The sequence below is a fragment of the Paenibacillus hunanensis genome (assembly GCF_014645615.1).
GTDB classification, from domain to species: Bacteria; Bacillota; Bacilli; order Paenibacillales; family Paenibacillaceae; genus Saccharibacillus; species Saccharibacillus hunanensis.
In genome coordinates this window covers 479,453-504,723 of sequence record NZ_BMMB01000003.1, presented here as the reverse complement: position 1 = coordinate 504,723, position 25,271 = coordinate 479,453, and the positions used below count along the sequence as shown (strand labels likewise).

At 46.9% G+C, this 25,271-nt stretch carries 23 protein-coding genes; 19 read left to right on the top strand and 4 right to left on the bottom strand.

What is annotated here, in order from left to right; all coding sequences use genetic code 11:
* The first annotated feature begins 132 nt into the window (after positions 1 to 132).
* Entirely contained in the window at positions 133 to 759 is a 627-nt protein-coding gene (locus IEX62_RS08370; RefSeq protein WP_188774970.1) for a YdcF family protein, read from the top strand.
* Positions 760 to 871: 112 nt separating this feature from the next.
* Here the strand turns inward: IEX62_RS08370 and IEX62_RS08365 are convergent, their stop codons facing one another.
* Positions 872 to 1,459, bottom strand: a complete 588-nt coding sequence (locus tag IEX62_RS08365; protein ID WP_188774969.1) for a hypothetical protein — start codon at positions 1,457 to 1,459, stop codon at positions 872 to 874.
* A gap of 618 nt (positions 1,460 to 2,077) precedes the next feature.
* On the opposite strand from IEX62_RS08365, the gene IEX62_RS08360 reads away from it, so the two are divergent.
* The 4 genes from IEX62_RS08360 (at position 2,078) to IEX62_RS08345 (ending at position 5,744) form a co-directional block, all read left to right on the top strand.
* On the top strand, positions 2,078 to 2,707 hold the full coding sequence (locus IEX62_RS08360; RefSeq protein WP_188774968.1) for a hypothetical protein: 630 nt from the start codon (positions 2,078 to 2,080) through the stop codon (positions 2,705 to 2,707).
* Between the two features lie 88 nt (positions 2,708 to 2,795).
* Positions 2,796 to 3,536 (top strand): spermidine synthase, encoded by a 741-nt coding sequence (locus IEX62_RS08355; RefSeq protein ID WP_188774967.1) that lies wholly within the window; start codon positions 2,796 to 2,798, stop codon positions 3,534 to 3,536.
* 138 nt (positions 3,537 to 3,674) lie between these two features.
* Complete coding sequence (locus IEX62_RS08350) at positions 3,675 to 4,625, top strand: AraC family transcriptional regulator (RefSeq protein ID WP_188774966.1); 951 nt, start codon at positions 3,675 to 3,677, stop codon at positions 4,623 to 4,625.
* A 156-nt stretch (positions 4,626 to 4,781) separates the two neighbouring features.
* The gene (locus tag IEX62_RS08345; RefSeq protein ID WP_188774965.1) at positions 4,782 to 5,744 is read left to right on the top strand and encodes an SDR family oxidoreductase; all 963 of its coding nucleotides are present in this window, start codon (positions 4,782 to 4,784) and stop codon (positions 5,742 to 5,744) included.
* Positions 5,745 to 5,880: 136 nt separating this feature from the next.
* On the opposite strand, the gene metE is transcribed toward IEX62_RS08345, so the two are convergent.
* The gene (gene metE / locus IEX62_RS08340; RefSeq protein WP_188774964.1) at positions 5,881 to 8,169 is read right to left on the bottom strand and encodes a 5-methyltetrahydropteroyltriglutamate--homocysteine S-methyltransferase; all 2,289 of its coding nucleotides are present in this window, start codon (positions 8,167 to 8,169) and stop codon (positions 5,881 to 5,883) included.
* A gap of 463 nt (positions 8,170 to 8,632) precedes the next feature.
* On the opposite strand from metE, the gene IEX62_RS08335 reads away from it, so the two are divergent.
* From IEX62_RS08335 to IEX62_RS08320, 4 genes are all read left to right on the top strand, one after another.
* Positions 8,633 to 9,235: a hypothetical protein gene (locus tag IEX62_RS08335; protein WP_188774963.1), complete on the top strand. Its 603-nt coding sequence runs from the start codon at positions 8,633 to 8,635 to the stop codon at positions 9,233 to 9,235.
* A gap of 254 nt (positions 9,236 to 9,489) precedes the next feature.
* On the top strand, positions 9,490 to 10,383 hold the full coding sequence (locus IEX62_RS08330) for an NAD-dependent epimerase/dehydratase family protein (RefSeq protein ID WP_188774962.1): 894 nt from the start codon (positions 9,490 to 9,492) through the stop codon (positions 10,381 to 10,383).
* Between the two features lie 203 nt (positions 10,384 to 10,586).
* The gene (locus tag IEX62_RS08325) at positions 10,587 to 10,976 is read left to right on the top strand and encodes a hypothetical protein (protein WP_188774961.1); all 390 of its coding nucleotides are present in this window, start codon (positions 10,587 to 10,589) and stop codon (positions 10,974 to 10,976) included.
* A 683-nt stretch (positions 10,977 to 11,659) separates the two neighbouring features.
* On the top strand, positions 11,660 to 13,126 hold the full coding sequence (locus IEX62_RS08320) for an aldehyde dehydrogenase family protein (RefSeq protein WP_188774960.1): 1,467 nt from the start codon (positions 11,660 to 11,662) through the stop codon (positions 13,124 to 13,126).
* Between the two features lie 570 nt (positions 13,127 to 13,696).
* Here the strand turns inward: IEX62_RS08320 and IEX62_RS08315 are convergent.
* Together IEX62_RS08315 and IEX62_RS08310 are read right to left on the bottom strand one after the other, a co-directional pair.
* On the bottom strand, positions 13,697 to 14,050 hold the full coding sequence (locus IEX62_RS08315; RefSeq protein ID WP_188774959.1) for a winged helix-turn-helix transcriptional regulator: 354 nt from the start codon (positions 14,048 to 14,050) through the stop codon (positions 13,697 to 13,699).
* Between the two features lie 406 nt (positions 14,051 to 14,456).
* The gene (locus IEX62_RS08310) at positions 14,457 to 14,696 is read right to left on the bottom strand and encodes a hypothetical protein (RefSeq protein ID WP_188774958.1); all 240 of its coding nucleotides are present in this window, start codon (positions 14,694 to 14,696) and stop codon (positions 14,457 to 14,459) included.
* A gap of 439 nt (positions 14,697 to 15,135) precedes the next feature.
* On the opposite strand from IEX62_RS08310, the gene IEX62_RS08305 reads away from it, so the two are divergent.
* The 10 genes from IEX62_RS08305 to IEX62_RS08260 all read left to right on the top strand — a co-directional run bounded on the left by IEX62_RS08305 (position 15,136) and on the right by IEX62_RS08260 (position 25,264).
* Positions 15,136 to 15,972, top strand: a complete 837-nt coding sequence (locus tag IEX62_RS08305) for a hypothetical protein (protein WP_188774957.1) — start codon at positions 15,136 to 15,138, stop codon at positions 15,970 to 15,972.
* A 214-nt stretch (positions 15,973 to 16,186) separates the two neighbouring features.
* Positions 16,187 to 16,993, top strand: coding sequence for an SDR family oxidoreductase (locus IEX62_RS08300; protein WP_188774956.1), 807 nt, complete (start codon positions 16,187 to 16,189; stop codon positions 16,991 to 16,993).
* A gap of 333 nt (positions 16,994 to 17,326) precedes the next feature.
* Positions 17,327 to 17,698, top strand: coding sequence for a DnaJ family domain-containing protein (locus IEX62_RS08295; RefSeq protein ID WP_188774955.1), 372 nt, complete (start codon positions 17,327 to 17,329; stop codon positions 17,696 to 17,698).
* Between the two features lie 116 nt (positions 17,699 to 17,814).
* Positions 17,815 to 20,421, top strand: coding sequence for an ATP-dependent helicase HrpB (hrpB, locus tag IEX62_RS08290; protein ID WP_188774954.1), 2,607 nt, complete (start codon positions 17,815 to 17,817; stop codon positions 20,419 to 20,421).
* Between the two features lie 208 nt (positions 20,422 to 20,629).
* Entirely contained in the window at positions 20,630 to 20,809 is a 180-nt protein-coding gene (locus IEX62_RS08285) for a hypothetical protein (protein ID WP_188774953.1), read from the top strand.
* Between the two features lie 312 nt (positions 20,810 to 21,121).
* Positions 21,122 to 21,361 carry a hypothetical protein gene (locus tag IEX62_RS08280; RefSeq protein WP_188774952.1) on the top strand — a complete coding sequence of 80 codons (240 nt, stop codon included), beginning with the start codon at positions 21,122 to 21,124 and terminating at the stop codon, positions 21,359 to 21,361.
* 51 nt (positions 21,362 to 21,412) lie between these two features.
* Positions 21,413 to 22,564, top strand: coding sequence for an acyltransferase (locus IEX62_RS08275; protein ID WP_188774951.1), 1,152 nt, complete (start codon positions 21,413 to 21,415; stop codon positions 22,562 to 22,564).
* Positions 22,565 to 22,648: 84 nt separating this feature from the next.
* A complete protein-coding gene (locus IEX62_RS08270) occupies positions 22,649 to 23,011 on the top strand; it encodes a replication termination protein (RefSeq protein ID WP_188774950.1) in 363 nt (120 codons plus the stop codon).
* A 194-nt stretch (positions 23,012 to 23,205) separates the two neighbouring features.
* Entirely contained in the window at positions 23,206 to 24,213 is a 1,008-nt protein-coding gene (locus IEX62_RS08265; RefSeq protein WP_188774949.1) for a Gfo/Idh/MocA family protein, read from the top strand.
* Positions 24,214 to 24,259: 46 nt separating this feature from the next.
* Positions 24,260 to 25,264: an aldose 1-epimerase gene (locus IEX62_RS08260; RefSeq protein WP_188774948.1), complete on the top strand. Its 1,005-nt coding sequence runs from the start codon at positions 24,260 to 24,262 to the stop codon at positions 25,262 to 25,264.
* The last annotated feature ends 7 nt before the right edge of the window (positions 25,265 to 25,271 follow it).

Sequence of the window (25,271 nt, the reverse complement as noted above, 5' to 3'; positions counted from 1 at the left end):
GCAATCAGGTCGTACATACTGGATAATAAAATAGGCTGTCATGCACCCGGTTGCGTACCATATATAGTTAACCGGGCGCTTGTCGATCCGATAGCCATAACCAATTCATGAATAAGAATGATGGAGAATAACATGTCTGAATCTAAACCAAACCAACGACGCTTATATACGAGACTCACGGTTCGCGTTGTACTCACTTTGATGATTGCCTATGTAGCCTTATTTGCCTTTTCCGCCTATACGATCTGGACATTTGGACAGAAAAATGAGGTGGCAACGACTGATGCAGCAATTGTGCTTGGTGCAGCTACCGAGCAGGATCAGCCTTCGCCTGTATTTCGCGAGCGCATCCGACATGCGATCTGGCTGTATGAGCAAGGGCTGGTAAGCAAGATTATTTTTACGGGTGGCACGGATGATCCAAGTCAGCCAACCGAAGCAGCTGTGGCACGTCAGTATGCGATAAGTCAGGGCGTAAAGGCAGACGATATTTTCACCGATACGACCTCACGCTGGACGACTGAGAATATACAGCACGCTGCACAGATTGCCGAGCAGCATCATTTGAAAACATTCACCATTGTGAGCGACCCGCTACATATGAAGCGTGCCAAGCTGATCGCCGAGACGGAAGGGCTCAAAGCTTATTCCTCGCCCACAACGACCTCGGTATACACGAGCCTGAGCACACAGATTCCATTTTTACTGCGAGAAACATGCTTATATACGGTGTATCTTGTAACGATTCCGTTCCGTTAAGGAGTATAGGCTAGTATTTATAACATCATCGATTGCAACCCAAAGCACCTGTTGTTTATCGCGACTATGAATCTTGAGGTTCTGCGATACATAGCAGGTGCTTTGTAATAGCTCACGGCTCCATGGTGTCACTATGCCATTCTAACAGTCGCTTAGCATTGTTATGATCGCTGGCTACAATCCAGACACCATTCTCATTTTGCATAATCAGCTTCCCACCCAGTGGAACCGATTCACCGCGTTTATTCAGATGAAAGTTAAATCGATAGGATAGATGGATTAACTGTTCACCACCGGAAATAGCACGTGAGCGGATCGTGATATCCTTTGGCGTGATCGAATCCTTTTCACGAATCGCTACATGAAGTGGTAATGCGAGCGTTTCATCCTTGATTGCGGATGTATAATAGTCGTTGCTGAGTAGTGGCTTGAGCTTTTGCTTGAGCGCGGCAAGCTGAGAATCATAGTCTTTGGTAGTATAGATTCCATCGATAGTGTACTGATTTTTTACATATTTGGCAGCAGCCTGCATCGCTCCCTGAAGTCTCTCTTCATCCGCCTGAGCATTGATCGCTTGCTCATTCTGCTTTGTTGTTATGGGACGACCGCTATCTTTGGCTGCCGATTCGGCCTCTGTACATCCGGCACTAATAAATGCCATACATAATAATAAGCACAAACCAGAAATCCATTGACGCATAAGCTTCTCCTCCTCAAACATGATCACGATAAGAGATCGACAGCTGATTGCCGATCCTGGAGACTGGATAACAACAATGTATATCGTTTGAATAGAGTATAGATTAGGAATCGTAGCTTTATTTATATAGAAGAAAAGTATCGGCTAGTTTATAGGCTGTATCGATCATACATCACCAGCGCGGCTGCATGTTATTTATGGGGTGCAGTACATTAGATGGAATGGTACACGGCAATGAATGGAGTGCTTGTGTAGTTTACATACCCGATTTATGGGCTTAGAAAAGGCAATTACAAAACGAATACTGAATTTTTACGAAATAATGCGCTTATAGGCTGGATGAAGATTATTTAAAGGTAAAATAAAATGCGATTTTAAGAGTGGCTATAGTGATGGTATATGATTGATAGAGGAGATAGGCAGGGTAATAGAGGCAGTAAACATACAGCGATATGAACTAATTCTGCTATGAGTGAGAATGAGCGCGTATAATTGGTTTACTTCGACACTAGTAACAGAACGAAGGTATAACAATAGATCACCGTATTACGTAGTTCAACCTCATCAGTTTTCAACTGCAATGCTACTCTATCACAGTTCAAGGGAGGACTATCATCGATGCGCTATCTTTTGCTGATCGTATGGCTTGCTTTTATCGGGTATGCGATATTTTTTACACCAGATACCGGAGGCTCTGATCCTTATTTACGCTCTTTAGTGACACTTCAATCCAAAGAGCCCTCCTTAATGGCGATGTTCTCATTACTGGGCTTATTTCCGCTAGCGTATGCCTGCCTGCTATTACGAAGTGATGATCGACGTGTGCCAGCATGGCCATTTGTGATTGGTTCCTTTGCGCTGGGCGCTTTTGCTCTATTGCCTTATTTTATATTAACCGCATCAGGTCGCTTGGCAGAGCATCGCCGAAGTGTGCGAACGGTTCCATCCATTCGCCGTAGCACGGAAGGTGCAGCCACCCATTGGATTCTACTACTTGTAACCGTAGCCGTAATCGCTTATGGATGGATTGGTGGTAATCGTGCTGCCTATGCGGAAGCATTCCAGACCTCCTCGTTCGTGCATACGATGACGATCGACTTTGTTGTGCTTACGCTACTATCCGTATATGCGATTAGCCGTGATGCACGAGTGAATCGTCAGCCAGCAGGTATCATGTGGCTGGGCTTGATTCCGGTGATCGGACTTCTATTCTATGTATGGCGTACAAGAGAGAAGGTAAGAGCGTAAAGGTGCAAAGAAATGAAAACAAGCCAATCCACACAAGAATACGATATAATGAAACACATCGTTACGTATAAAGGGAGAGACCAGGTCTGTGAAAATTCTGCATCGTCAACAGAGTGAATACGAGCAGATTGTCGTATATGAAACCGATCAGCTGTATGAGGAAAAGGGTCATTTTCGCGTGCTTCAATTTGCCAATGCGGATATACAGGGTGCGCTGGATCTTCATCAACCACAGCGGATCATATTTGAATATCCACGCGCTATTATTCATCTGCTGGAGCATAATGTGCATGAGCTCCAGCGATTATTTATTATCGGTCAGGGCATTGGCACACTGGGCAATTATTTTGCTGATCATGACGTGCAGATTGCCGAGCTTGATATAGCGGTGGCACGTCTAAGTGTGAAGTATTTTGGGTGTCAAGCTGAACCGATATTAATCGGTGATGGGCGCAGTATTCTATCCCAGCAGCCGCAGCGGCATTATGATGTGATTGTGCTGGACGCGTTCAGTCAGGCTGGAACGCCGCTGCATTTAGTTTCGCTGGAGTGTTTGCATATGATGCATAGCAAGCTACATGATGCGGGTTATCTAATTATGAATTTGATCGGACGCGGGCAAAATGATATGCGGATTCATGCGATTTATACAACATTATGCGAAGTGTTTGAGCATGTAGAATGCTTTCAATTGCCTGTAGAAAAGAATAGTGATGTGCGCAATATGATTATGATGGCGGGGCAAGCTCCGATTCGCTACCAGCTGCGGCAAATGGCAGGCTTTGCAGTGATGCAGCCGGATGTAGCCTATATTTTGTATGATGAGTAGAGCAATGACTCAAGACCGTAACTGCGTGTTGATAGCGGATTGTTATTTGGCTACTTGGTGTTGGACTCTATATCGTATCTATATACTGGTAGCCTGCCTGAATAATGAAAAAGAGGATCGTACACACGAGGAGGCTGCATGATGAATAGTGTAGATTCGCCATCCCATGCATCAAAGCTGGTGCTTGCCGAAGTCGCAGCGATTGCAGATCGCCTGAATCAGCTGGCTTTTCGTGAAGGAAGCTATGCGTCTGCGCTGGAGTGGTTGTATTTCAATCGATATTCGCAGGCAGAAGCCAACGAGCAATTGTATGCGATGAATTGGCCAATTGTTGGGATTGCTGTGCAGGGAAGCAAGCATATGCGTGTCGGTGAGCAGATATTTACATATGGTGGAGCACGACTTTTTGTAGCGCCCATATCGCTACCGATTACGTTTCAAACGATGCAGGCGAGTATAACCGAGCCTTTTCTTGGTATCGGTATCTATCTTGATCCGCAGCGAATCGCCGAACTGGTTCCCAATGTGTATCCGCAAGGCTTACCGCCGATGGACAAACGTGAGGCTGGCTATGTGATGGATGCAGATGCTGCTCTATTGAATGCCATAGGGCGTTTACTCGAATGCTTGAGTAATCCGAGTGATACGCAATTGCTGGCGCCGTTAGTTCGTGATGAGCTTTATATCCGATTGCTACGTAGCCCGGTGGGCGTGTATATAGCGGAAACGGTATTTGCGGATTCGGTCGTCCAGCGAATGACCCAGGCGATTGCCTGGCTTCGTGAGCATTATGATCAGCCATTCAAGGTACCTGAGCTAGCAAGTCGGATTCATTTGAGCGAATCCTCTTTTCGAGAACAATTTAAGGCAGTGACAGGCTTTAGTCCGCTGCAATATCAGAAAATGCTGCGTTTGCAGGAAGCACGGCGCTTGATGCTATCGGAAGGTATGGATGCAACCGGTGCCTGCCGCATGGTCGGCTATGTAAGCGATTCGCAGTTTAGTCGTGATTACAGTCGCTTATTTGGCGATGCACCGAGTCGCGATATCGCCCGTCTGAGAATAGGCAGCCGCCCGGTTGTCCGTTGAATCAGGCAAAATGATCGTCAGAACGTGTAAATATCCTCCTGCTTCTGCTTCTATACTATAAGAAACAGAGCCAGCCACTGTATGGAATATTCAGGTGGGAACTGCCTATAGCAGTGAAATGGCATAATAGAACAGAATGTATAGGAGGAATATCGTATGCGTGTACTTGTTACTGGAGCCAGCGGATTTATCGGTTCAGCTATTGTGCAGGAGTTGTTAGCGAACGGGCATGAAGTAAAGGGTCTTGTGCGCTCGTCAGAAGCCGCGGCAGCCTTGCGCCAGCAGGGAGTTGAAGCGATACAAGGCTCGATTGAAAATACCGCTGTTTTACGTGAGGCAGGACGGCAGGTGGATGGTGTGGTGCATACTGCGTTTTTCCATTCGTTCGCTCATGCAGGCTGGCGAGCGAAGCTACGTATTATGCTTGGCGGAAGCTTCAAGCATGCACCCGTACGGTTTATGAAGGCGGCGGTAGAGACCGATCAGCATGTCATCAAGACGATGGGGGAGCTATTATCATCCTCTGGTGGCTCACTAGTTATTGCAATGCCCACAATGACGATGACGGCTGAACGACAGGCTTTAGAAGCGGATGCAGCAGATATCCATTCTGTTGGCGGGCCTCGCGCTGCCTCGGAATATACTGCACTGGCCATGGCAGAGCGGGGTGTGCATACTTCGATCGTACGCCTTCCACCGATTGTATATGGGGAGGGAGATCGGGGTGGACTATTACCATCCTTGATCCAGAGTGCGCGTAAGGCTGGTAAGTCTGCTTATATTCACGATGGCAGTAATCGCTGGGCATCGGTTCATCGCTTGGATGCTGCTCGTGTGTTTCGTCTTGCTCTGGAAAAGGGGAAGGGAGCATCACGCTTTCATGCAGTAGCGAATGAGGGTATAGCTTTTCGCGAGATTGCCGGCTATATTGGAGAAGGATTGCAGGTCCCGACCCAGAGCTTAAATACAGAGCAGGCGAGTGCGCATTTTAGCTGGTTATCTTCCTTTGCAGCGACGGATAATCCGGTATCAGCTAATGCGACGATGCAAGGCTTGAACTGGCGACCGGAGCAGGCTATGCTACAGGAAGAATGGGCAAAGGGCTATTATATTCAGTAAGCTTGCCAGAGCTCATACAACGATGGAGCTATAGCCATAGATCGAATAGAAGATTAATGAACGAACCTAATGAAGCAGCAAAAAAGGGCAGCGACGATATTCGTCACTGCCCTTTTTGTAATACCGATATTATGCCTTACGCATTGACCTCAACCTCTTGACCAAGCTGACGACGAATATCGTGAGCTGCTTCAACCATCAGCTTCAGCGCCGCAACCGTCTCTGGATGCTGACGTGTCTTCAGACCGCAGTCTGGATTGATCCAGAACAGCTTCGGATCCAGAACACGCAGAGCACGCTCGATCAGCTGTACAATTTCTTCTTTGGCTGGTACACGTGGGCTATGGATATCATACACTCCAAGACCGATCCCCTTGTCATAGCCATGAACTTCAAATGAAGAGATTAGCTCGCCATGACTACGGGATGTTTCGATGGAGATCACATCAGCATCCATCGCTTTGATCGCATCGATAATGTCATGGAATTCCGAATAGCACATGTGGGTATGAATTTGTGTCGTTTCTTTCACCGCAGCTGTGGACAGACGGAACGAGCCTACAGCCCACTCCAGATATTCCTGCCACTTGGAGCGCTTCAGTGGCAAGCCCTCGCGCAGTGCGGGCTCGTCTACCTGAATCATTTCAATGCCAGCCGCTTCGAGCGCTAGAATTTCGTCGGAAATTGCGCGTGCGATCTGGTACGATACCTGACTGCGAGCGATATCGTCACGTACAAATGACCAGTTGAGGATCGTAACCGGGCCTGTCAGCATACCTTTGACTGGCTTGGAGGTCAGGGATTGCGCAAACTTCGTTTCTTTAACCGTCATTGGCTGAACAAAGCTTACGTTACCGTAAATAACCGGAGGTTTTACGCAACGAGAGCCGTACGATTGTACCCAGCCGTTTTTCGTAAAAGCAAATCCATCCAGCTGCTCACCGAAAAATTCAACCATATCGGTACGCTCGAATTCGCCATGCACGAGCACGTCAATCCCAAGCTCTTCCTGGATATCGATCCATTCACGGATTTCATTTTCGATAAATTGCTCATATTGCTGCTGTGTCCATTCACCTGTACGCCACAGGCGACGAGCACGACGAACTTCAACCGTTTGTGGGAAGCTACCGATCGTTGTCGTTGGCAATACAGGCAGCTGCCATTTCTGCTCATGGATGCTGCGACGCTCCTCGAATGGAACATTACGTGTAGCCGAATGATCTGTATGCGGCTCCTGTGCTGTACGCCATGCGGACGAAGCTAGACTGGAAACGGCTTTACGGCTGTGCTCCAGCTCTTCCTGTACCGCTGCGCCACCTGCATTGGCAGCACGTGTCAGCAGTGCCAGCTCGCCTAGCTTCTCGTCTGCAAAAGCAAGTGCATCACGCAGAACAGGCTCCAGCGCTGTTTCGTGCTTCGTTGTTACCGGAACAAGCTGTAGACTGCATGACGGTTGAAGCAGAATGCGATCACGCGATACTGTTTGAGCGATCACATTAATCAGACCGAGCTTTTCCTCCAGATTGGAACGCCAGATGTTACGTCCATCGATCAGACCAACACCGATCACTTTATCTTCCGGGAAGCCCCAGTCATCCAGTGAGTTCAGGTTTTGCTCCAGACCGTATACGAAGTCGAGACCGATACCCTGTACAGGTAGATCGATCAGCTTACCGAAGCCGTCAACACCTTCAAAATAGGTTTGGACGATCAGATTGCTTGTACCAGAGGCTTCATTCAGCTTCGTATACGCCTGATGCACAAGCTCCCATTCTTCTGCGGATACATCCAGAGCGAGTGAAGGCTCATCAATCTGAATCCAGCTTGCACCGGCTTCGTTCAGCTCTTTGATCACCTGTGCATATAATGGAACGAGCTTATCAAGCCATGCTGCCAGCTCGTTGCTTTCATAGCCTCTGGACAGCTTCAGGAATGTATAAGGGCCTACCAATACCGGTTTACCTTCGATACCGAGTTCCTTTTTCGCTTCCAGATATAATTTGAGCACACGATTTTCAGTCAATTGTGGAGTCAGACCGTTCAGCTCAGGTACGATATAATGATAGTTCGTGTTGAACCATTTGACCATCGCACCTGCTGCTGCATCCTTCGTTCCACGAGCGATGCCAAAATATTGCTCCAGTGTAACCTCTCCGCCCGTATAACCAAAGCGAGCAGGGACAAGACCGAACGTTACCGCAGTATCCAGTACATGATCATAATAGGAGAAGTCTCCGACTGGAATCAGGTCGATGCCTGCTTGCTGTTGCTTACGCAGATGATCAAGACGTAGCTCCTTCATCGTTGCCTGGAAAGTTTCTTTATCTGTTTTACCGCTCCAGTAGCTTTCCAGTGTCTTCTTCCATTCACGCTGTTCGCCGAGGCGAGGATATCCGAGGTTACTGCTGAGAACTCTTGGCATATTCATTTCCTCCTAAGTTTTGGACTGCGATGCAATCGCTTGAGTTGTTTATCATATTACATGATCTGTCGGGAATGTGGTTATACGTTTTGGCTATACCATTTAATGGTATTGAGCTATAACAAGCGAAATATTTTGCGGAAATGCTGTAGCTACGCGCTTTATCAGGTATAGACCATAGCTAATCTACTATTCCGATGTGATCAATTGCTATTGTTGGTGTGATATAGCTTCATTTGGGAAAATAGATGGGGAATGGTAAGATAATAGGGTTCATGCCCCTGCGATAGCTTTTCGTAGATCGCATGCTATAGCGATAGGATATAGCAGAGGTCGGATCAAACGATACGGATACCCGATGATTACGGCTGTTGCTGTATCCAGATTGCGCTGCATTTACATAGAAAAGACAGCAATAGCAAGGCATTTATCGTAGAGAGCAGAGAAGTAAAGGAGGAACCTTATGAGTTTTATGTATTTTTTTCTGGGCTTTTTAAGCCAGTGGGTGCTTGGCTTGGTGACGTCAGCATTTACTACTTCAGGTCTTGCCGAGCCGTGGGTGGATCAGATTCCATCATTGATCGGCTACATACTACACTTTATCGGTTTTACGAAGCTAAAGCCTCTCCATGATGTATTTGGTAAAGGAAGCATCAGTGCGCTGGTCATGGTTTTGCTCACGATTGCGCAGATGCTGATTCCTATTGACAGTGCTCTGACCAGTCAGCCGTGGTGGGGAAGTGTGCTCACCGTTATCGTCATTTTGGCGGAAATGTTCATGATCTATTATTTGTGTAAAGGGATTGGCGAGCTAGCGGCAGCTCAGCAGCTTCCAAAGCTAAAAGAGATTGCAACACGTCGCTGGCGGTTATTCATTTATTGTCAGGTGACGATTGCGCTTGCATTGCTAACAAGTACCCTCGCGAATCCAGCGGAGCCTAATGCCTGGGCAGTGGTTGCGGGTGTATTCAGTATTGTATATATCGTGCTGAATCTGATCGTTTATATATTGTTGCTGACCTTAACCTGGCGAGCGCATAAAGAATTGTCACTCTATTCCTCATGAGTGGAAGGGCAACTAGAAACATCGGATGCGAATCACGTAGGCTAAGATAAGAGCGAGTAGAGCTGAACTAGTAGGTAGTATAGACAATCCACTGAACAGCGCTCCAGCCTTACGGCTCATCTGTATAAGTGTATGTATGCAATAAGTATACGTATGAAAGTATCGTAGTCGCAGCGAAATATCTCCATCTGTAGTTTCGTCAAAGTAAATGAAAACTTCATTCAAGCGTCATCCAACTGGGAGGTTGAAATGTTATGGCAAAAGTACTCGTAATCGGTGGCACACGCTTTTTTGGGAAAAATCTGGTTGAACTATTGCTCCATCGCGGTAATGACGTAACCCTACTCACACGCGGTCAGACGAATGATCCTTTTGGCGACAATATTCAGCGACTCGTCGCCGATCGCACGGACGAGTCGGCCTTACAGCAGGCAATCGGCGATCAGCGATATGATATCGTATATGATAATATCTGCTACACGCCGCGGGAAGCGCTCGCTGCCTGTCGCATTTTCAGCGGGAAAACCGAGCGCTATATCGTGACTTCATCGCTCTCTGTCTATTCTTTTGGCAGCGAGCCACTGCGTGAGTCGGATGTAGATACCGCTCATATGGCGATCAATCATGATGCTGATGCCACGTTTGACTATGCAGAGGGTAAGCGTCAGGTAGAGGCGGTATTTTTACAGCAAAACGATTTTTCGGCGGCAGCGGTTCGTTTTCCAATTGTGCTCGGCCCGAATGATTATACAAAAAGACTGCATTTTCATGTAGGACGTGTATTGCGCGGTCAGACGATTGTAATTCCTAATCCCGATGCTAAAATGAACTTTATCCACGAAGAAGAAGCCGCGCGTTTTCTGTACTGGCTCGGTGTGGATAGCGAGCTAACAGGCCCGGTAAATGCGCGTTCAGAAGAAGAAATTACGCTGGTGGCACTGATGAATGAGATTGAGCGTCAAACAGGCTGCCGAGCAGTGGTCAAAAGTAAAGGCGAGGAAAGCGATCAATCGCCATTCGGTGTACCGGATTCGTGGATTATGGATACTTCGCTGGCTTTTCATGAGGGGTTCCGCTTTTATCGCTTGTCCGAGTGGCTACCTGAGCTAATCAGCTACGTCGCCGCAGAAGAAAAGGGCGAGCAGTAATCGCTGGGATCGCTTCTGTAAAGGCTTTGATAAATTCCACAAATGCCTTCGTAGTTTCTGCAAATATGGATGAATACAGCGAATAATCAATACAGTTGATAAATAAGTGTCATGGCTGTACATCACCAATCAACACGAATAAAATAACGAGTCTAAACGAATAAGTATGCAATCAAGTATGCAAAGAGAAAGAAGGCAAGAGCATGAATAAGCCGAAAATTCATAATGATCTGTTCGCGGCAGATGTACCCCTGGTAGATGGCATTATTGAACATATCGTTTTGCTGCCTGATCAGGCTAAGGTGCATTTCCGCACAGAGCAGGGCGAGCAAGCTACATTTACATTTGAGCAGACGGTAGGAGTGTGGGATCGTCGTTCCGTAGGGCAGGAGATCGGAGGATTGTCCACGCTCCCGGTAGCGCTGGCTAATCTGTATATCCGTGAATTGCTGCATAATGATGTAGAATTTGGCGAGCTGGATCAACAGACGCTGGATCGTATATCTGTATATTCATTCACCAATAGCTGGAGTGAAATGCCGATTCTGGAGATTGCTGCTACCGAGATGCTAGTTCAGCGCGGCGGTGTATAAATTGATCGAAGCTATAACGATATAGCCAAATCATACAAAAAAGCAGGCTCTTTATTGAACAGTACCTTATGAGATAGATACTTTGAAAAAAGTTCATCTTGTAGGGTGCTGTTTATTATAAAGTCTGCTTTTTTTATTTTGCATAAGTAACAAGCTTTTACATAAGCAAGTCCTCTTTTACATGAATAAGTCTTCTATAGTCCAGATTGATAATACACCATGTTTTATTTCTTTCTTGATCAAACAATTTATTTACTTCTTTTCACACATTCATATCATCGAGTTGTGAGTTATGAGTTGTGAGTTGTGAGTTGTGAGTTGTGAGTTGTGAGTTATGAGTTATGGTCCATGGGTTATGAACTATCAACTATGAGCTACAAGTTACGAATTATGCGCTGCGAGTTATAAACTATAAGCAATAGGAGCAATAGGAGCAATATGCGCATTGAAATAAGTTATGACTGCTAGCCCTAAGCCTCATCACAAGCTTACAAACCACCTCTCTCCAAGCTTGATATAGCCGTAAAAATCACAATTCCACCTCCCCCTCAAGCTACCTAATTAGCTACTAAAAATTAGTCATCTACTAAAAAATAGAATGTTTGTTTTTACTACAATCCGGTTAAAGGATACCCAGACGCCTTGTTAGGTGCAAAGAGCTCAACTTAGAGGAGGAAAACAACATGACACTCGTACAATCGAAATTTGCAAAATGGAGTAAGCAATATATTGCAGGTGAATGGGTGGAAGGTACCTCAGATAAAACAGTGAAAAATGTGAATCCATATAGCGGTAAATTGCTTGTCGAAATGAAAGCATCCAGCGAAGACGATCTGGATCGCGCTTATCGAACTGCGGAAAAAGCAGGCAAAGAGTGGGCGAAAACTCCACTTGCTACTCGCGCACAGGTAATGTATAAGGCAGTGGCGCAGCTGGATGAGCGAAAAGATGAAGTGATTGAGCTGCTGATCGCTGAGTCAGGCAGCACACGCATTAAGGCAGAGCGCGAATGGGCGGCTGCACGACGCGTAGTGGAGGAATCCGCTTCCTTCCCATACCGCATGAAGGGCGAGATTATCGGCTCCGATATTCCGGGCAAAGAAAATCGCGTCGTACGCGAGCCGAAGGGCGTTATCGGTATGATTGGCCCGTGGAACTTCCCGTTGCATCTGTGTCTTCGTTCTGTAGCACCAGCACTTGCACTCGGGAATGGTGTGGTGATCAAGCCAGCATCGGATACACCGATTACAGCAGGGCTACTAATCGCAGATATTTTTGAAAAGGCAGGTCTGCCAAAAGGTGTACTCAGTGTCGTAAGTGGTAGTGGTAGCGAGATCGGCGATGCTTTTGTGAAGCATCCGACACCGAAGCTTGTATCCTTTACAGGTTCGACAGAGGTAGGCCGTGGTATCGGTAAGCTGGCTGGTGAGCATCTGAAGGATGTAGCGCTAGAGCTGGGTGGTAACAATGCGATGATCGTGCTCGACGATGCCGATCTGGATCGTGCAGTTGAAGCAGCTGTGTTCGGCAAGTTTTTCCATCAGGGTCAAATCTGTATGGCACTTAACCGGATTATTATTGATGAATCGATCTATGATGCTTTTACAGAAAAATTCGTTGCTACTGTGAAAAAGCTACCTTATGGCGATCCATCGCTCAAAGAAACCGTCGTTGGCCCGCTCATCCATGAGAAAGAAGTAGAGCGTCTGCTGGAGGTTGTAGAAAAAGCGCAACAGGCAGGAGCGAAGCTACAATATGGCGGTAAGGCAGAGGGCAATGTGCTACAGCCTACGGTACTGAGTGAAGTGAAGCCAGATAGCGATGCTGCTCAAAATGAGCTATTTGGCCCGGTTGCACTGCTCATTCGTGCGAAGGACGAGCAGGATGCCATCCGTATTATGAATAATAGCGACTATGGTCTGAGTGGTTCGGTCTTTACAACGAATCTGGAGCGTGGCTATGATGTCGCCCAGCAGATGGAGACAGGCATGATCCACGTCAACGATCAGTCGGTGAACGATGAGGCGCATGTCATGTTCGGTGGCGAAAAGGCATCAGGTGTAGGTCGATTTGGCGGAGAATGGGCGATTGATAAGTTCACGCGCACTCGCTGGATCAGCATCCAGAAGCCGTATCGTGAATTTTTCTAAGTCGATATTTGCGCAAATGCACAGCCTGAGTTGCACCATAAATGGGACTAGAGTCAGTGAAAGAAGCTATAAAATCAGGACTCCTATTAATGCAGAAAACACCTAGAAAATGGTTTGAGCCTGCGCGAAAAAGGTTATTAAAGAATACCGGAAAATGAACGACATCGCGTTTGTTCACACTGCCGGAATCAAGAGTTTGGCGACAGAATAAAGGAGTGAGCGGGCATGTCAATCGATCGTTTTATTTTAGAAAAATTAAGAAATGCTGACCAGCACACTCGTACGAATCTACTGCGATTGTTCATCATTCGTATTCGTCGAGCGGAGAAGGTAGAAGCCGGCAGATCCCGACAACCCGTGAGCCACTAATCGCACTCTCTATGACCTTACAACTAGATCATGCCTTCATCGAACGAATATCGGAATCCTGCCATATTGCTGTGTAGGTCTACGATAAGTCCTACAGCAATAGCAAATCAATAGAATGGCTACTATTCACCCAGCCATAGCAAATAACCGGCTTCCTCACGGAAACCGGTTATTTGTTGTACATCGACATATAATAGTTCATCACTTGGCAAGCTCGCTATATGCCTCTTCTTTGCAAGCAGAAGCAGGCTCTACCCAATCCTGGGACCAATCCTGAATGCCACGGATGACACTTTCAAGCGCAAGACCCTTCGGAGTCAATTCATATTCAATACGTACGGGAGTCTCTGGATAAACATGACGAACGACCATACCTTCATGTTCAAGATCCTTGAGGCGCTCTGATAACAGGCGACCGCTTACAGGCAATGACGACTGAATCGAACAAAAGCGCTGTGGACCATTGAGCAGTTGATAAATAATCAGACCGTTCCAGCGTTTACTTAAAATTTGCATCCCTTTTTCAAATCGGGGACAAAGCATTGAAGTATCCATCTATATCACCTCTTTTGTAGGTCTATTATAACACACAATATACATTTGATACAGACTAACCTTTTTGATATGAGATAACTTTTTATATATCTCTTTTAAAAAGCTATCCAATTACTTAAAGTTAATTTGTGTTCAATTCATTTTTATTCAAAATAGTTAACACCACGTTTACTTACACTTTAATAATTTGACATAAAAATACCGAACTCCTGCAATCGTTAAAAAATTGCAGAAATTCGGTCAAATGATCGTTATGTAGTAGGTGCTGCTACAGATGGAACGATTAAAGCTGTATAGCATATTAGGGTCTCCAAAAACAGAAAGGGCCGTGTGCGGAATATAATTCCGTGTTCCAGGCCCGTCTATGCAACCAAATATTTTGCTATGTTATATCTCTCTGTGTGGCTCAATAGAGCGAAAGTGCTAATGTGTCACTCTCACGATAAGTATGCAAAATTGCTTCCGAGCCGATAACCTCAATACTGATAACCGTATCCAGGCAGTTTTTGATCATTTTTTTGCCGTTTGTAATTTTATTCTCAAGGGTTCTGCGCAGTAGTCTTAAAAGCTTGGATACTGGCTGTGTATTATCGGCGTTAAAGTAAACAGGAACGATTTTGTCCTCTAACAGAATTGTCGTCTTCACTATTAATCACCTCATTGTATGATAGATAAATTCAAAGTTAGAAGTTAGGCGGTTGAAACTTGCTTGTGTTGCGTTCGGGGTAGTTGTTCATATCCGCTAACTTGAGTTTATTGTAATCACCTTTCCTTAAAGAAAACTTAAAAGAACCTGATATTCACCTAAAACCTCGCGCGATTCGTAAGCCTGGGACACAAAATATTCAAAACCACGGCAGGCTTTATAACTTCAACTCTGCATCTAGCCGGTATAAAATATTTATCACACTGCTGTGTTAACAATGTACTGTACAAATATTTGAAAATAATTGACAAATTTAAGTCTATAGTGCTACATTTAAATGGGAAATAAGAACCATATAAATAAAGAAAATGAACATGAATACCCTTTTATATAGATATAAAAGCTCACATGTCAATATTGAAGGGAGAAGACCCGCCATATGTTTGCTCTTGACTCTTTTAACAGTAGGAAGCTGACCTTAAACGAAAAAGAGCTTTTTTTTCTGGCTGGTATGATGGGCTTTAACCGGGTAGCAGGAATCCGTAATCCTTTTCCTAATGATCGGATGGAGGAATGGATTAATGGATGGAAGCAGGTCGGAGTGTCATTGCTGCAAAAAGGCTATATTAGCGGAGAAGCGCTGGAGCAGCTTCTGGCTCATCCGCCGTATGGTCAGGCAAGCTCGGATCGAAATGTAGTATACAAGCGTGGTTGCTGCCTGCGTTACAGTCATGTTCTTGAATCGAGCCAGCTTGCTGTCAATGTACATTATTATTTGAATGATGATGGGATTTTTGAAATTTCCCTGGCGGAAGGAATGTCAGGGCAATATGAATTAACACGACTTGGTGCACTTCGGCAATCGTGCGATCAGGTGTTGAATCAGCTTGAATTAAATAGTTATTCAGCAGCTGATATGCCAGCGTTAACGTTTCCGCGGCAATGGTTTGATGAGCATGTGCATTTGCGGGATTTGTTTTATTTGCCAGAGCTGACGAGTGAACTATTCGCAATGACAGGCGACGAAGAGGGAGCGAATCTGTTTGCCGGTGTGATTGCGGACAATCGTCTGTATGCCGAGCTGCAATTTTCCCATCTGGAGTCTTCTGGCTGGCAACGGCAGGGTGCTGTACTACTGGCTGATCGTACTACCAATTGGATTGTGCGCCAGATGAGCCGTCAGGAAGAAGAATGGGTCATCGCTGTACCGCTCGACAAAGAACATTTTCATACTATTTTGCTGGATTGGATTGATCAATCGGATGCCGTTAGATGAGCTGATTATTTCGGCTAACGGGGCTTCGAGGTGAGAAAGCCAGCCATAGAACCGGATTGCCATGAGCAGTCCGGTTTTTTTGGTAGGCGATCAGGCGTTTCAAGAACGATAAATATACATTAATATGATTTCATAACAGGATCTTTTGGGTAATTCCTGTAGCAAGATACCTGGCATTTTGTCTACACTAATTATTCTGAGGGAGTGAATGAATATGGAATCGACCACACAGCCACAGCGTTTTACAGGTCAAGTCGCTCTGGTCACGGGAGCCGGTTCGGGAATTGGACGCGCAACTGCGCTCAAGTTTGCCGAGCAGGGTGCGCGTGTTATCATTTGTGATCTGTCTCCTGAACGCATTCACGAGACGGAGGCAGAGATTAACGAGAAGTATCCCGATGCTGCAAAAGCATTTGTGACGAACATTGCCGATGAGGAGCAGGTCAAGCAGGCGGTTCAAGAGGGTGCAGCTCATTTTGGTGGCTTGCATGTTGTATTTGCGAATGCAGGTATTAATGGAGCGGTAGCACCCATTGATGAGATTAGCTATGAAGACTGGCAGCGTACGATCAATACGAATCTGGGCGGTACATTTTTAACGATCAAGTATTCCCTACCTTATCTAAGAGAACAGGGTAGTGGAAGCATTGTGATCACCAGCTCGATTAATGGGAATACGACCTTTGCAAGCTTTGGGATGTCGGCTTATAGTGCGTCCAAGGCAGGTCAGGTTGCCTTTGCAAAAATGGCAGCGCTAGAGCTAGCTCGCTCGAAAATTCGCGTGAATGTCATCTGCCCGGGCGCTATTTCGACCAATATCGATCAAAGCACAGAGCGCAACGAATCCGTGGAGAAAATCGCGATTCCAATGGAATTTCCACAGGGAAGACAGCCGCTGGCAGGTCAATCCGGTAGCGTAGAAAATGTAGCTGATCTGGTCACCTTTCTATCTTCGTCCGAGGCCTCTCATATTACAGGTGCACAAATTACGATTGATGGTGCAGAGTCGCTATTGTGTTAATCGCTGTATGCAATCAAGCGGCTATGAATGATGTAGCTTCGGCTATACCATACATATGCTGAGTATGCTGTATACTTAACGACTGAATACGCTTACAATTCATGTTGGAAATACGATAGCTGCTTATCCCGCCATCCATGTTACGCATTGGAAGGCTGGGTGAGCAGCTATTTTACTGGTATACTAAAGTTAACTAATAAGAAGTGAATGAATAAGAGGAATTAGCACGAGAACAATGCGTATCCTCAACCAAATATGTACAATGATCGATAATCCAACAGGGACACTACGGAATCGACACTAGCAAACTAGATCATAAAGAGGTGAATCGGAATGCTATCATGGCTGGCTGATCAGATGATTGAAGAGGCAATGAAGCGTGGTGAATTTGATGATTTGCCGGGGAAGGGCAAACCGCTGGAGCTGGAAGACCTTTCTCATGTGCCCGAGGAGCTACGCTCTGCCTATAAGCTGATGAAAAATGCGAATATTATGCCAGAGGAGCTAACACTTAGACAGGAAATGCTCACATTAAGTGATCTGATTGCAGCCTGTCAGCAGGATGAAGAACGGCTGCGTCTGCGCAACAAGCTGGATGAAAAAACATTACGGCTGAATATGCTGACTGCACAGAAGGATTGGAGTAGCAATTCCGCCTACAATAGATACGAAAGTAAAATTCGGCAACGACTGACAGGCTGGTAAATGAGGCGCTAGCGGCATTTATCAAATTTACACGGGAAGGGACATGTTTTTTGACGGATCAAAACAAGAAGTATACAGATCAACATCAAGATGATAAAGAGCGGGAGCCATATCGTGTGAAGCACGAATTACATCCAAGCCCTGTAGCTTCAGCATTACCTGTAGATGAATTGATTCCTGCATTGAAGCAGCATTTACAGGAGACAGGTGCGGCAGTTCTGATTGCTGAGCCGGGAGCAGGCAAGACGACGCGTATTCCGCTGGCATTGCTGGAGGAGGCGTGGCTAGCTGGTCGCCGTATTGTGATGCTAGAGCCGCGAAGACTGGCAGCGATCTCGGCAGCGCGCTATATGGCGGCAACACTTGGCGAAAAGGTAGGGCAGACGGTGGGCTATCGGGTAGCGCTGGATACACGGGTTAGTGCTGCGACACGAATCGAGGTGGTCACGGAAGGCGTGCTGACGCGGATGCTACAGCATGACCCATCGCTGGAGCAAGTTGGATTGGTTCTATTTGACGAGTTCCACGAGCGTAATCTGAATGCGGATCTGGGGCTTGCTTTCACGCTGGAAAGCAGGTCTCTTTTGCGTGAGGATCTAAGGGTGCTGGTCATGTCGGCTACAATGGAGCCTCAGCCTGTAGCGCAGTTATTAGGTGATGTACCTGTGCTTCGCAGTGGGGGACGCAGCTATCCGGTAGAAACATATTATGAAGCAGGTGAATCTGCCTATACGCTATATCGCAAGCCGGGAGCGCGTATGGAGCCTAAGATCGTCCATGTGATTCACAGGGCACTCCAGGAGCAGGAAGGAGAATTACTTGTCTTTTTGCCAGGAATGCGTGAAATTCGGTCTGTGCAAAACGAATTACTTCGTAGTGGACAACAGTTGCCAGCAGAAGTGGAGGTCGTTATTTTGCATGGCGGCTTGAAGGCAGAGCAGCAGGATGAAGCGGTACGACCGCGTGGTGATGGTACGCGCCGGATTATTTTATCGACTTCACTCGCAGAATCCAGTGTAACGATACAAGGGGTATCGATCGTTATCGATAGCGGATTGATGCGGACGCGTGTATTTTCGCCGACAACGGGGATGGAGCGGATGGAAACGCGGCAGATATCCGTTGATGCAGCCGATCAGCGCCGTGGGCGTGCAGGCAGACAACAGCCGGGTGTATGCTATCGCCTGTGGAGCGCTGAAGAGCATCGTATATTACCTGCCGAGCGCCGACCCGAAATGCTACAAAGCGATCTATCGCCGCTAGCTCTGGAGGTTGCTGCCTGGGGAAGTGATGTAGCGGAGATGGCGTGGCTTACACCTCCGCCTGAAGCGGCTTATCGAGAAGGACAGCTATTGCTTCAGCAGCTGGATGCGATCGACGAACAGCTGCGTATCACGACACATGGACGAAATATGACAGTTATCGGTGCGCATCCAAGGCTTGCCCACATGATGATCAAGGCGGGCGAGCTAGAGCTTATTCAAGAGGCATGTGATCTGGCAGCCTTGTTGCAGGAGCGAGATATTTTACCGCCTGCTGCTGGTATCGAGCTAGCGGAGCGTGTACGTGCATTATATGGAAGAAGTAAGCATCGTGTAGAGACGAATGCAGTAGAGCGGATTAAGGAATGGAGCCAGCGATTTGCACGTCAATGGCGTGAGCTAGAGCGTATGGAAGAGGCTACAGATAAGCAGTCATCGATCTCAGTTAAAAAGTCAGCTTCGTTATCTGCATCCGACGGCTGGATTGGTGCTCTGTTATCACTCGCTTATCCCGACCGGATCGGGCAAAATCGTGGAGATGGGCGATTTTTATTACGGATGGGGCGAGGTGCACTTTTGCCGAATGGATATGGCGGCATCCATCTGCTTGCAGGTACGCCGTATATTGTGGCGGCTGAGCTGGAGGATGTAGGCACCGATAGCCGTATTCTGTTAGCAGCTACGCTAGAAGAAGACATGTTAAAGCAGCTTCATGCCAATCATATCTCGGATCGCACCGAGGTTACTTATGATGGAGACAAAGAAGCGATTCGTGCTCAGAGGGTACAACGACTGGGTGCGATTGTACTGCGAGCGGTAAATGATACTGCACCGTCTGCTGAGGCAATTCGAAGTGCATTGATTGTAGCTCTGCAAGGTCATACACGCGGCCTGGATTGGTTCAATTGGACAAAGCCAGCTACCCAGCTACGCGAGCGTATGGGGTTGATGCATAGGTTACAGCCAGAGCATTATCCCGCGATGAATGATGCAGCTCTCCTGTCCCATACGGAGAATTGGCTGCTGCCTTATATGGGCGACATCCGGCGATTATCTGATCTGCGCCGTTTATCTATGACTGAGCTGCTACTCGGTATGCTGGATTGGCAGCAGCGGCAGGAGATGGAGCAGATAGCACCTACGCATATTACCGTACCGAGCGGTTCGCGGATTCCGATTGATTATAGCAATCCAGCGCAGCCATTTATCGCGGTTCGATTACAGGAAATGTTCGGTTGTACGTCTACCCCTCTGCTCGGTGGACGCATTCCGCTGACGATTCAATTGCTTTCTCCTGCCAGTCGCCCGGTGCAGGTGACTCGCGATCTGGCAAGCTTCTGGGCGAATACTTATTTTGAAGTGAAAAAGGATCTAAAAGGCAGATATCCCAAGCATTACTGGCCGGATGATCCATTGCAGGCGCAGGCAACGAATCGAGTGAAGCCAAGGCAAAATGGATAGAGGATGGAATAGGATAGATGTGCATTGGGATAAGGTTCATTCCCATATTGTTGCTCGATATTAAGTATATTATTAAATTAGGTAGAATACGTCATGGATGAGTTCGACTGTCGCTTTTCGTTTAACAGGATGCCTATACGGGTAATAAAGAAGAAGCCGGATAATCACGGCATGTAGATGAGTGAATTTGCGACAGGAGGCTATCAACATGACGAATAAAGACGAACAACATGTAAATAAGGATAATCAGCCGCATAATCATCGTACCGAGGATGATCCGAAACATTCGGAAACACGCAAGGATGTCAAGCCAAAGGACACCAATGAGGACAGCCAAGGCTCAGACAACAAAATCACTTCCTATTCGAATGGTGGATACGGCGTATAAGCCGCAGCACCAGCCACTATAATATACAAGTAGATATGGATGAGCGTACTCTATTGGTGAGATCAAGGCGCATGACATCCCGCTATATGAAGGAAAAGGATGACTTTTCCATAGTATAGCTTTTGCAGACCCATTCTCGGACGTGTTGTTTCCGAGGATGGGTCTTTCGTCATTATCTGGCAAGGTTCGACCTCGATTCTAGTGAATAATTATGGATTCGGTTATAAATGCCCTATCCGTTTCATGGAATTGACGTTATACTGACAGTGAAAGGCTGAGTGCCGTTCAAACTAAAATGGGGAGGTAATTCTGATGCAAGCAATGATGTCAACTGGCATGACGGACAATTATCAGAAACCAGGTCAGACGTCAGGCTCGATGAAAGAGAAAAAGAAATCGCGCCGTCAATGGATGAAAAAGCTTCGCAATGAACTTCGTATGCCAGGCGCAGCACCACAATCACCAAGTCCAATTCCTGCTCCCAAAATGCCTGTTCCGCAATCGGCTTCTGAGCCAGATTGGAGCACGCAGGGCGCTCTCATTTGTAAATAATGCCAGAGCACAGCAGTACGATTGGAATCGGAAGGATGACAGAAAAGAAGAATGAGTTCAAAACAAAGACTTGGCGAAATCGAGATTTTGCGTGGCATGGCCTTTGCCGCCGTTGTGCTACAGCATTCGATCGCTCATTATTCCGTTGCTCCAGAAATAGCAATGGCAGATGGCGCGAGGCTCACACTTTTGCTAATAGCGGCCAAATTTGCGGTACCGGCCTTTATTTTCATTACGGGGCTGGTGCTTTTTTATAACTACGATGGCGAGCTAGCGTATGGCTCGTTTATTCGCAAGCGCTTTAAGGATATCGTTGTGCCTTATCTCGTATGGACATTATTTTATACGATCCTGGCAGGCACGTTTGCAATGAAGCCGATACCGGAATCGATTCTGACTACGCTACGGTATATATTTACAGGCAAGTCGAGCTATCATCTATGGTATATCGTGATGATTATTCCGATGTATTTGCTCTTTCCGTGGTTGCGTAAGCTTGTACGACGGATATCTGGGGCGTTCAAAGGAAATGGACGACGCGCGGTCGTTATTATCATTGGGTTAACTGCTGCTTATGAGCTATTACTGATGCTACTTCCCTGGCTAATGCGAGCCTTTCAAGCGTGGCATATTCCGGTGCTCACTCCTTATTTTACAACGTATGCAGATCGGAATATTATTTATTATCTGTATTATTTTGTGCTTGGTGCACTTGCTGGTCTACATATTAAGGTTTTCCTGGATGTTTTGCAGCGGATCAAATGGATCGTGCTGCTCGTATGCGGGATTTTTGCCGTGTATTATACAGGTGTAGTACTGGGAGATTTCCCGGTAGACGCAGGCTTTGGACGTCGCTTCATGTCGCTCGTGCTGCTGCAACCGTGGATGGCACTGTTTCTTGTGGCACTCGTGCTGCTTGTGTATCAGGTGGCACTTCGCATCGATCGTACGGCTAGTGAACGGACGAAGCAGCTATGGACAACGTTGAGTCGGTATTCGTATGGCGGATATCTGGCACATGCCTATATGCTGCGTCTTGCCTATATGCTGGACGACTGGCTGTTTAGTGGCTGGAATGTGACGATACGAATGACTATTGTCTGGCTGGTAGCACTTGTCATGTCGATTCTATTGACTTATCTGCTGTCGCGTCTTCGCTTTGGCGTCTGGGTGACTGGCATTCCATATCGAAAAGCCCGTTAGGGCTTTTTTTGTTGTTCAAAACGGTGAAAATTTCATATAATAGAGAAGGATTTCATTTGCCTTAATGCGAAAGGAGTGAGCAGGATGGCATTTATGATCGCACAGCGAGCATTTATTAAGCTGTATTTGATTACAATGGTCGAGGAGCATCGTGGTTACGGCTACGAGATGCTGGAGAGCATGAAGGAACGATTTAAGGATTTTGGATATTCGCCACCACAGAGTGAGATTTATCGTGCCCTGCATGAGCTGGTGCATGATGGTATTTTTTATCGGACAAAGCAGCTCAAGGGTAATGATCCGAAGGTTGATTTTCAGGAAATTGTTATTTATCATTTTACAGATGATGGGCCTGAAAAGGCGAAGCTGTATAAAAAGCAGGTGAAGACCGATCTGGATCGTTGCATCGGCATGCTCACACGGGCAGAAGCTGATAATTACAGGTAAAAGGGTCGGATACGAGCCGGATGAGTATCTTCATTGTTAGGGCGGTAGGAATGGAAACGCAAATAGCTGACCATCCTCGCCCTGACGATGTGGCGACGGTATGACAGGAATACGATAGGTAGAGCACCACCATATTGCGTGAAGGAACACGATCTGACATCCTCTCAACGATAAAGTGAAGGGAGAGTGCAATCATGACAGAGCGTAAATTACGTTGGGGAATTATTAGCACTGCGGAGATTGCTGTAAGCGTCATCATCCCATCGATTCGGGAATCATCACGCAATGAGGTGCTGGCGATCTCCAGTCGTCATATCGAGCAGGCTGAGGAGGTTGCAGAGCGCTGTCATATTCCTCGTTTCTACGGTAGCTATGAGGAAATGCTGGCTGATCCCGATATTGATGCAGTCTACATTCCATTGCCCAATCATTTGCACAAGGAATGGACGATCAAGTCAGCCCAGGCAGGCAAGCATGTATTATGTGAAAAACCCGCTGCTCTTGATGCTGCCGATGCTGCTGAGATGGTAGATATGTGTCGTAAGCAGGGTGTGGTATTTGCCGAGGGCTTCATGTATCGATATCATCCTAAGCATGCTCGTGTCCGTGAAATTATTCATTCCGGTGAGATAGGTATGCTGCGCAGTATGCATGGCCGCTTCACCTCCAACAATGCAGATGATCTAGAAAATGTGCGCTATCGCCGCGAGATGGGCGGTGGCTCACTGTATGATCTTGGTGTGTATCCGGTGTCGGCTGCACGGATGTATTTTGGTGCAGAGCCGACAGCGGTTACGGTGCATGCGATGTTTTCCGCCAAGCATGATCATGTCGATATGATGGCTTCTGGTCTGCTGGAATTTCCAAATAGCCGCTCGGCTACATTTGAGTGTGGCATGTGGGCCTATCCCAGCTGTGCATTAGAAATTATCGGGACAAAGGGACGGATTAAGCTCCCTTATGCGTTTCGACGTGATGATAGCCAGGATGAGCCACAAATTACGATTTATACCGATGAGGGCAAGCGTGAAGAGCATATCGAGCTTGCCAATCATTTTGCCCTGCAGGTGGATGCCTTTGCAGCAGCGGTGCTGGATGGAACACCATTGCCTTACAGTCCCGAGGATGCGATCCGCAATACTCGCGTGATTGCTGCCTGTCTGGAATCTGCGCGTAAGGGCGAGAAGATTCGCATTGTATGATTTTGTTAGCTAACACTACATTAGGATAGGGAAAAGGGGAATTATAATGTCCAATCATGCCAGTGCTTTTGAACAATCGTATCAGAGCGAGCCAGCAGTATGGCTTCGCTATCAGCAGCTTGAAGCTGTTGTACTGCCAGGTGTAGGTGCCAATCTGATCGCTTATCGTGATCATGCGAACGGCTATCATTTTCTGCGTGAGCCGCAGGAGGGCGAGATGGATGAATTCCGTGCTAGCCCGGGTACACATGGTATTCCGGTACTCTTCCCGCCAAACCGTTATGAGGATGGTACATTCATATGGAATGGACGCACATATAATTTTCCAATTAATGAGCCGGCTACAAACAATCATCTGCATGGTTTCCTGCATACGATTGTGTGGGATGTGGATTATTATGAGGCTAATGAAAAAGAAAGTCGTGTTGCGCTGAGCGTAACGATCGATGAGTCGCATCCGGTGTATAGCTACTGGCCGCATTCGTTCACAGCGCGCCTTGTGTACACATTATCAGAGCGCGGCTTGCAGCAGCAGGTTAGCGTGCAAAATCTGGGTAATGATCCGATGCCGATGATGCTGGCATTCCATACGGCGCTGAATGCGCCATTTGCTCCAGACAGTTCAGCGGACGATATGAGCTTCAAGGCGACCTTTGGTGGGCGTCGTGCGATGAGTGAGCGTATGCTGCCAACTGGACAATTCCAGCCACTGTCGGACTGGGAAGAGCAGTTGAAAACAACAGGTGCGAATCCCTATACCGAAGCGATGGATAATCACTATACCGCAGAGCCACAAAATGGTCGTAATATCGCGGAGCTGGCGGATCAACGTCTTGGTGTGAAGCTTGTCTATGATGCCGGTACTGGTTATAAGCACTGGATGATCTGGAACTGTGAAGCATCCGGTACATTCCTCTGCCCTGAGCCGCAAACGAATCTGGTGAATGCGCCAAATGTCGATTTGCCGGATGAGGAGAAGGGCTTTATTAGTCTACAGCAGGGCGAGATCTGGGAGGAGACTTCCCGTCTGTATCTGGTGAATCATCTGTAATCGATAT

Coding starts and splice junctions, on each gene's coding strand:
- IEX62_RS08370 (WP_188774970.1), top strand. CDS start 133: ATGTCTGAATCTAAACCAAACCAACGACGCTTATATACGAGACTCACG.
- IEX62_RS08365 (WP_188774969.1), bottom strand. CDS start 1,459: ATGCGTCAATGGATTTCTGGTTTGTGCTTATTATTATGTATGGCATTT.
- IEX62_RS08360 (WP_188774968.1), top strand. CDS start 2,078: ATGCGCTATCTTTTGCTGATCGTATGGCTTGCTTTTATCGGGTATGCG.
- IEX62_RS08350 (WP_188774966.1), top strand. CDS start 3,675: ATGATGAATAGTGTAGATTCGCCATCCCATGCATCAAAGCTGGTGCTT.
- IEX62_RS08345 (WP_188774965.1), top strand. CDS start 4,782: ATGCGTGTACTTGTTACTGGAGCCAGCGGATTTATCGGTTCAGCTATT.
- metE (WP_188774964.1), bottom strand. CDS start 8,169: ATGCCAAGAGTTCTCAGCAGTAACCTCGGATATCCTCGCCTCGGCGAA.
- IEX62_RS08335 (WP_188774963.1), top strand. CDS start 8,633: ATGAGTTTTATGTATTTTTTTCTGGGCTTTTTAAGCCAGTGGGTGCTT.
- IEX62_RS08330 (WP_188774962.1), top strand. CDS start 9,490: ATGGCAAAAGTACTCGTAATCGGTGGCACACGCTTTTTTGGGAAAAAT.
- IEX62_RS08325 (WP_188774961.1), top strand. CDS start 10,587: ATGAATAAGCCGAAAATTCATAATGATCTGTTCGCGGCAGATGTACCC.
- IEX62_RS08320 (WP_188774960.1), top strand. CDS start 11,660: ATGACACTCGTACAATCGAAATTTGCAAAATGGAGTAAGCAATATATT.
- IEX62_RS08315 (WP_188774959.1), bottom strand. CDS start 14,050: ATGGATACTTCAATGCTTTGTCCCCGATTTGAAAAAGGGATGCAAATT.
- IEX62_RS08305 (WP_188774957.1), top strand. CDS start 15,136: ATGTTTGCTCTTGACTCTTTTAACAGTAGGAAGCTGACCTTAAACGAA.
- IEX62_RS08300 (WP_188774956.1), top strand. CDS start 16,187: ATGGAATCGACCACACAGCCACAGCGTTTTACAGGTCAAGTCGCTCTG.
- IEX62_RS08295 (WP_188774955.1), top strand. CDS start 17,327: ATGCTATCATGGCTGGCTGATCAGATGATTGAAGAGGCAATGAAGCGT.
- IEX62_RS08285 (WP_188774953.1), top strand. CDS start 20,630: ATGACGAATAAAGACGAACAACATGTAAATAAGGATAATCAGCCGCAT.
- IEX62_RS08280 (WP_188774952.1), top strand. CDS start 21,122: ATGCAAGCAATGATGTCAACTGGCATGACGGACAATTATCAGAAACCA.
- IEX62_RS08275 (WP_188774951.1), top strand. CDS start 21,413: ATGAGTTCAAAACAAAGACTTGGCGAAATCGAGATTTTGCGTGGCATG.
- IEX62_RS08270 (WP_188774950.1), top strand. CDS start 22,649: ATGGCATTTATGATCGCACAGCGAGCATTTATTAAGCTGTATTTGATT.
- IEX62_RS08265 (WP_188774949.1), top strand. CDS start 23,206: ATGACAGAGCGTAAATTACGTTGGGGAATTATTAGCACTGCGGAGATT.
- IEX62_RS08260 (WP_188774948.1), top strand. CDS start 24,260: ATGTCCAATCATGCCAGTGCTTTTGAACAATCGTATCAGAGCGAGCCA.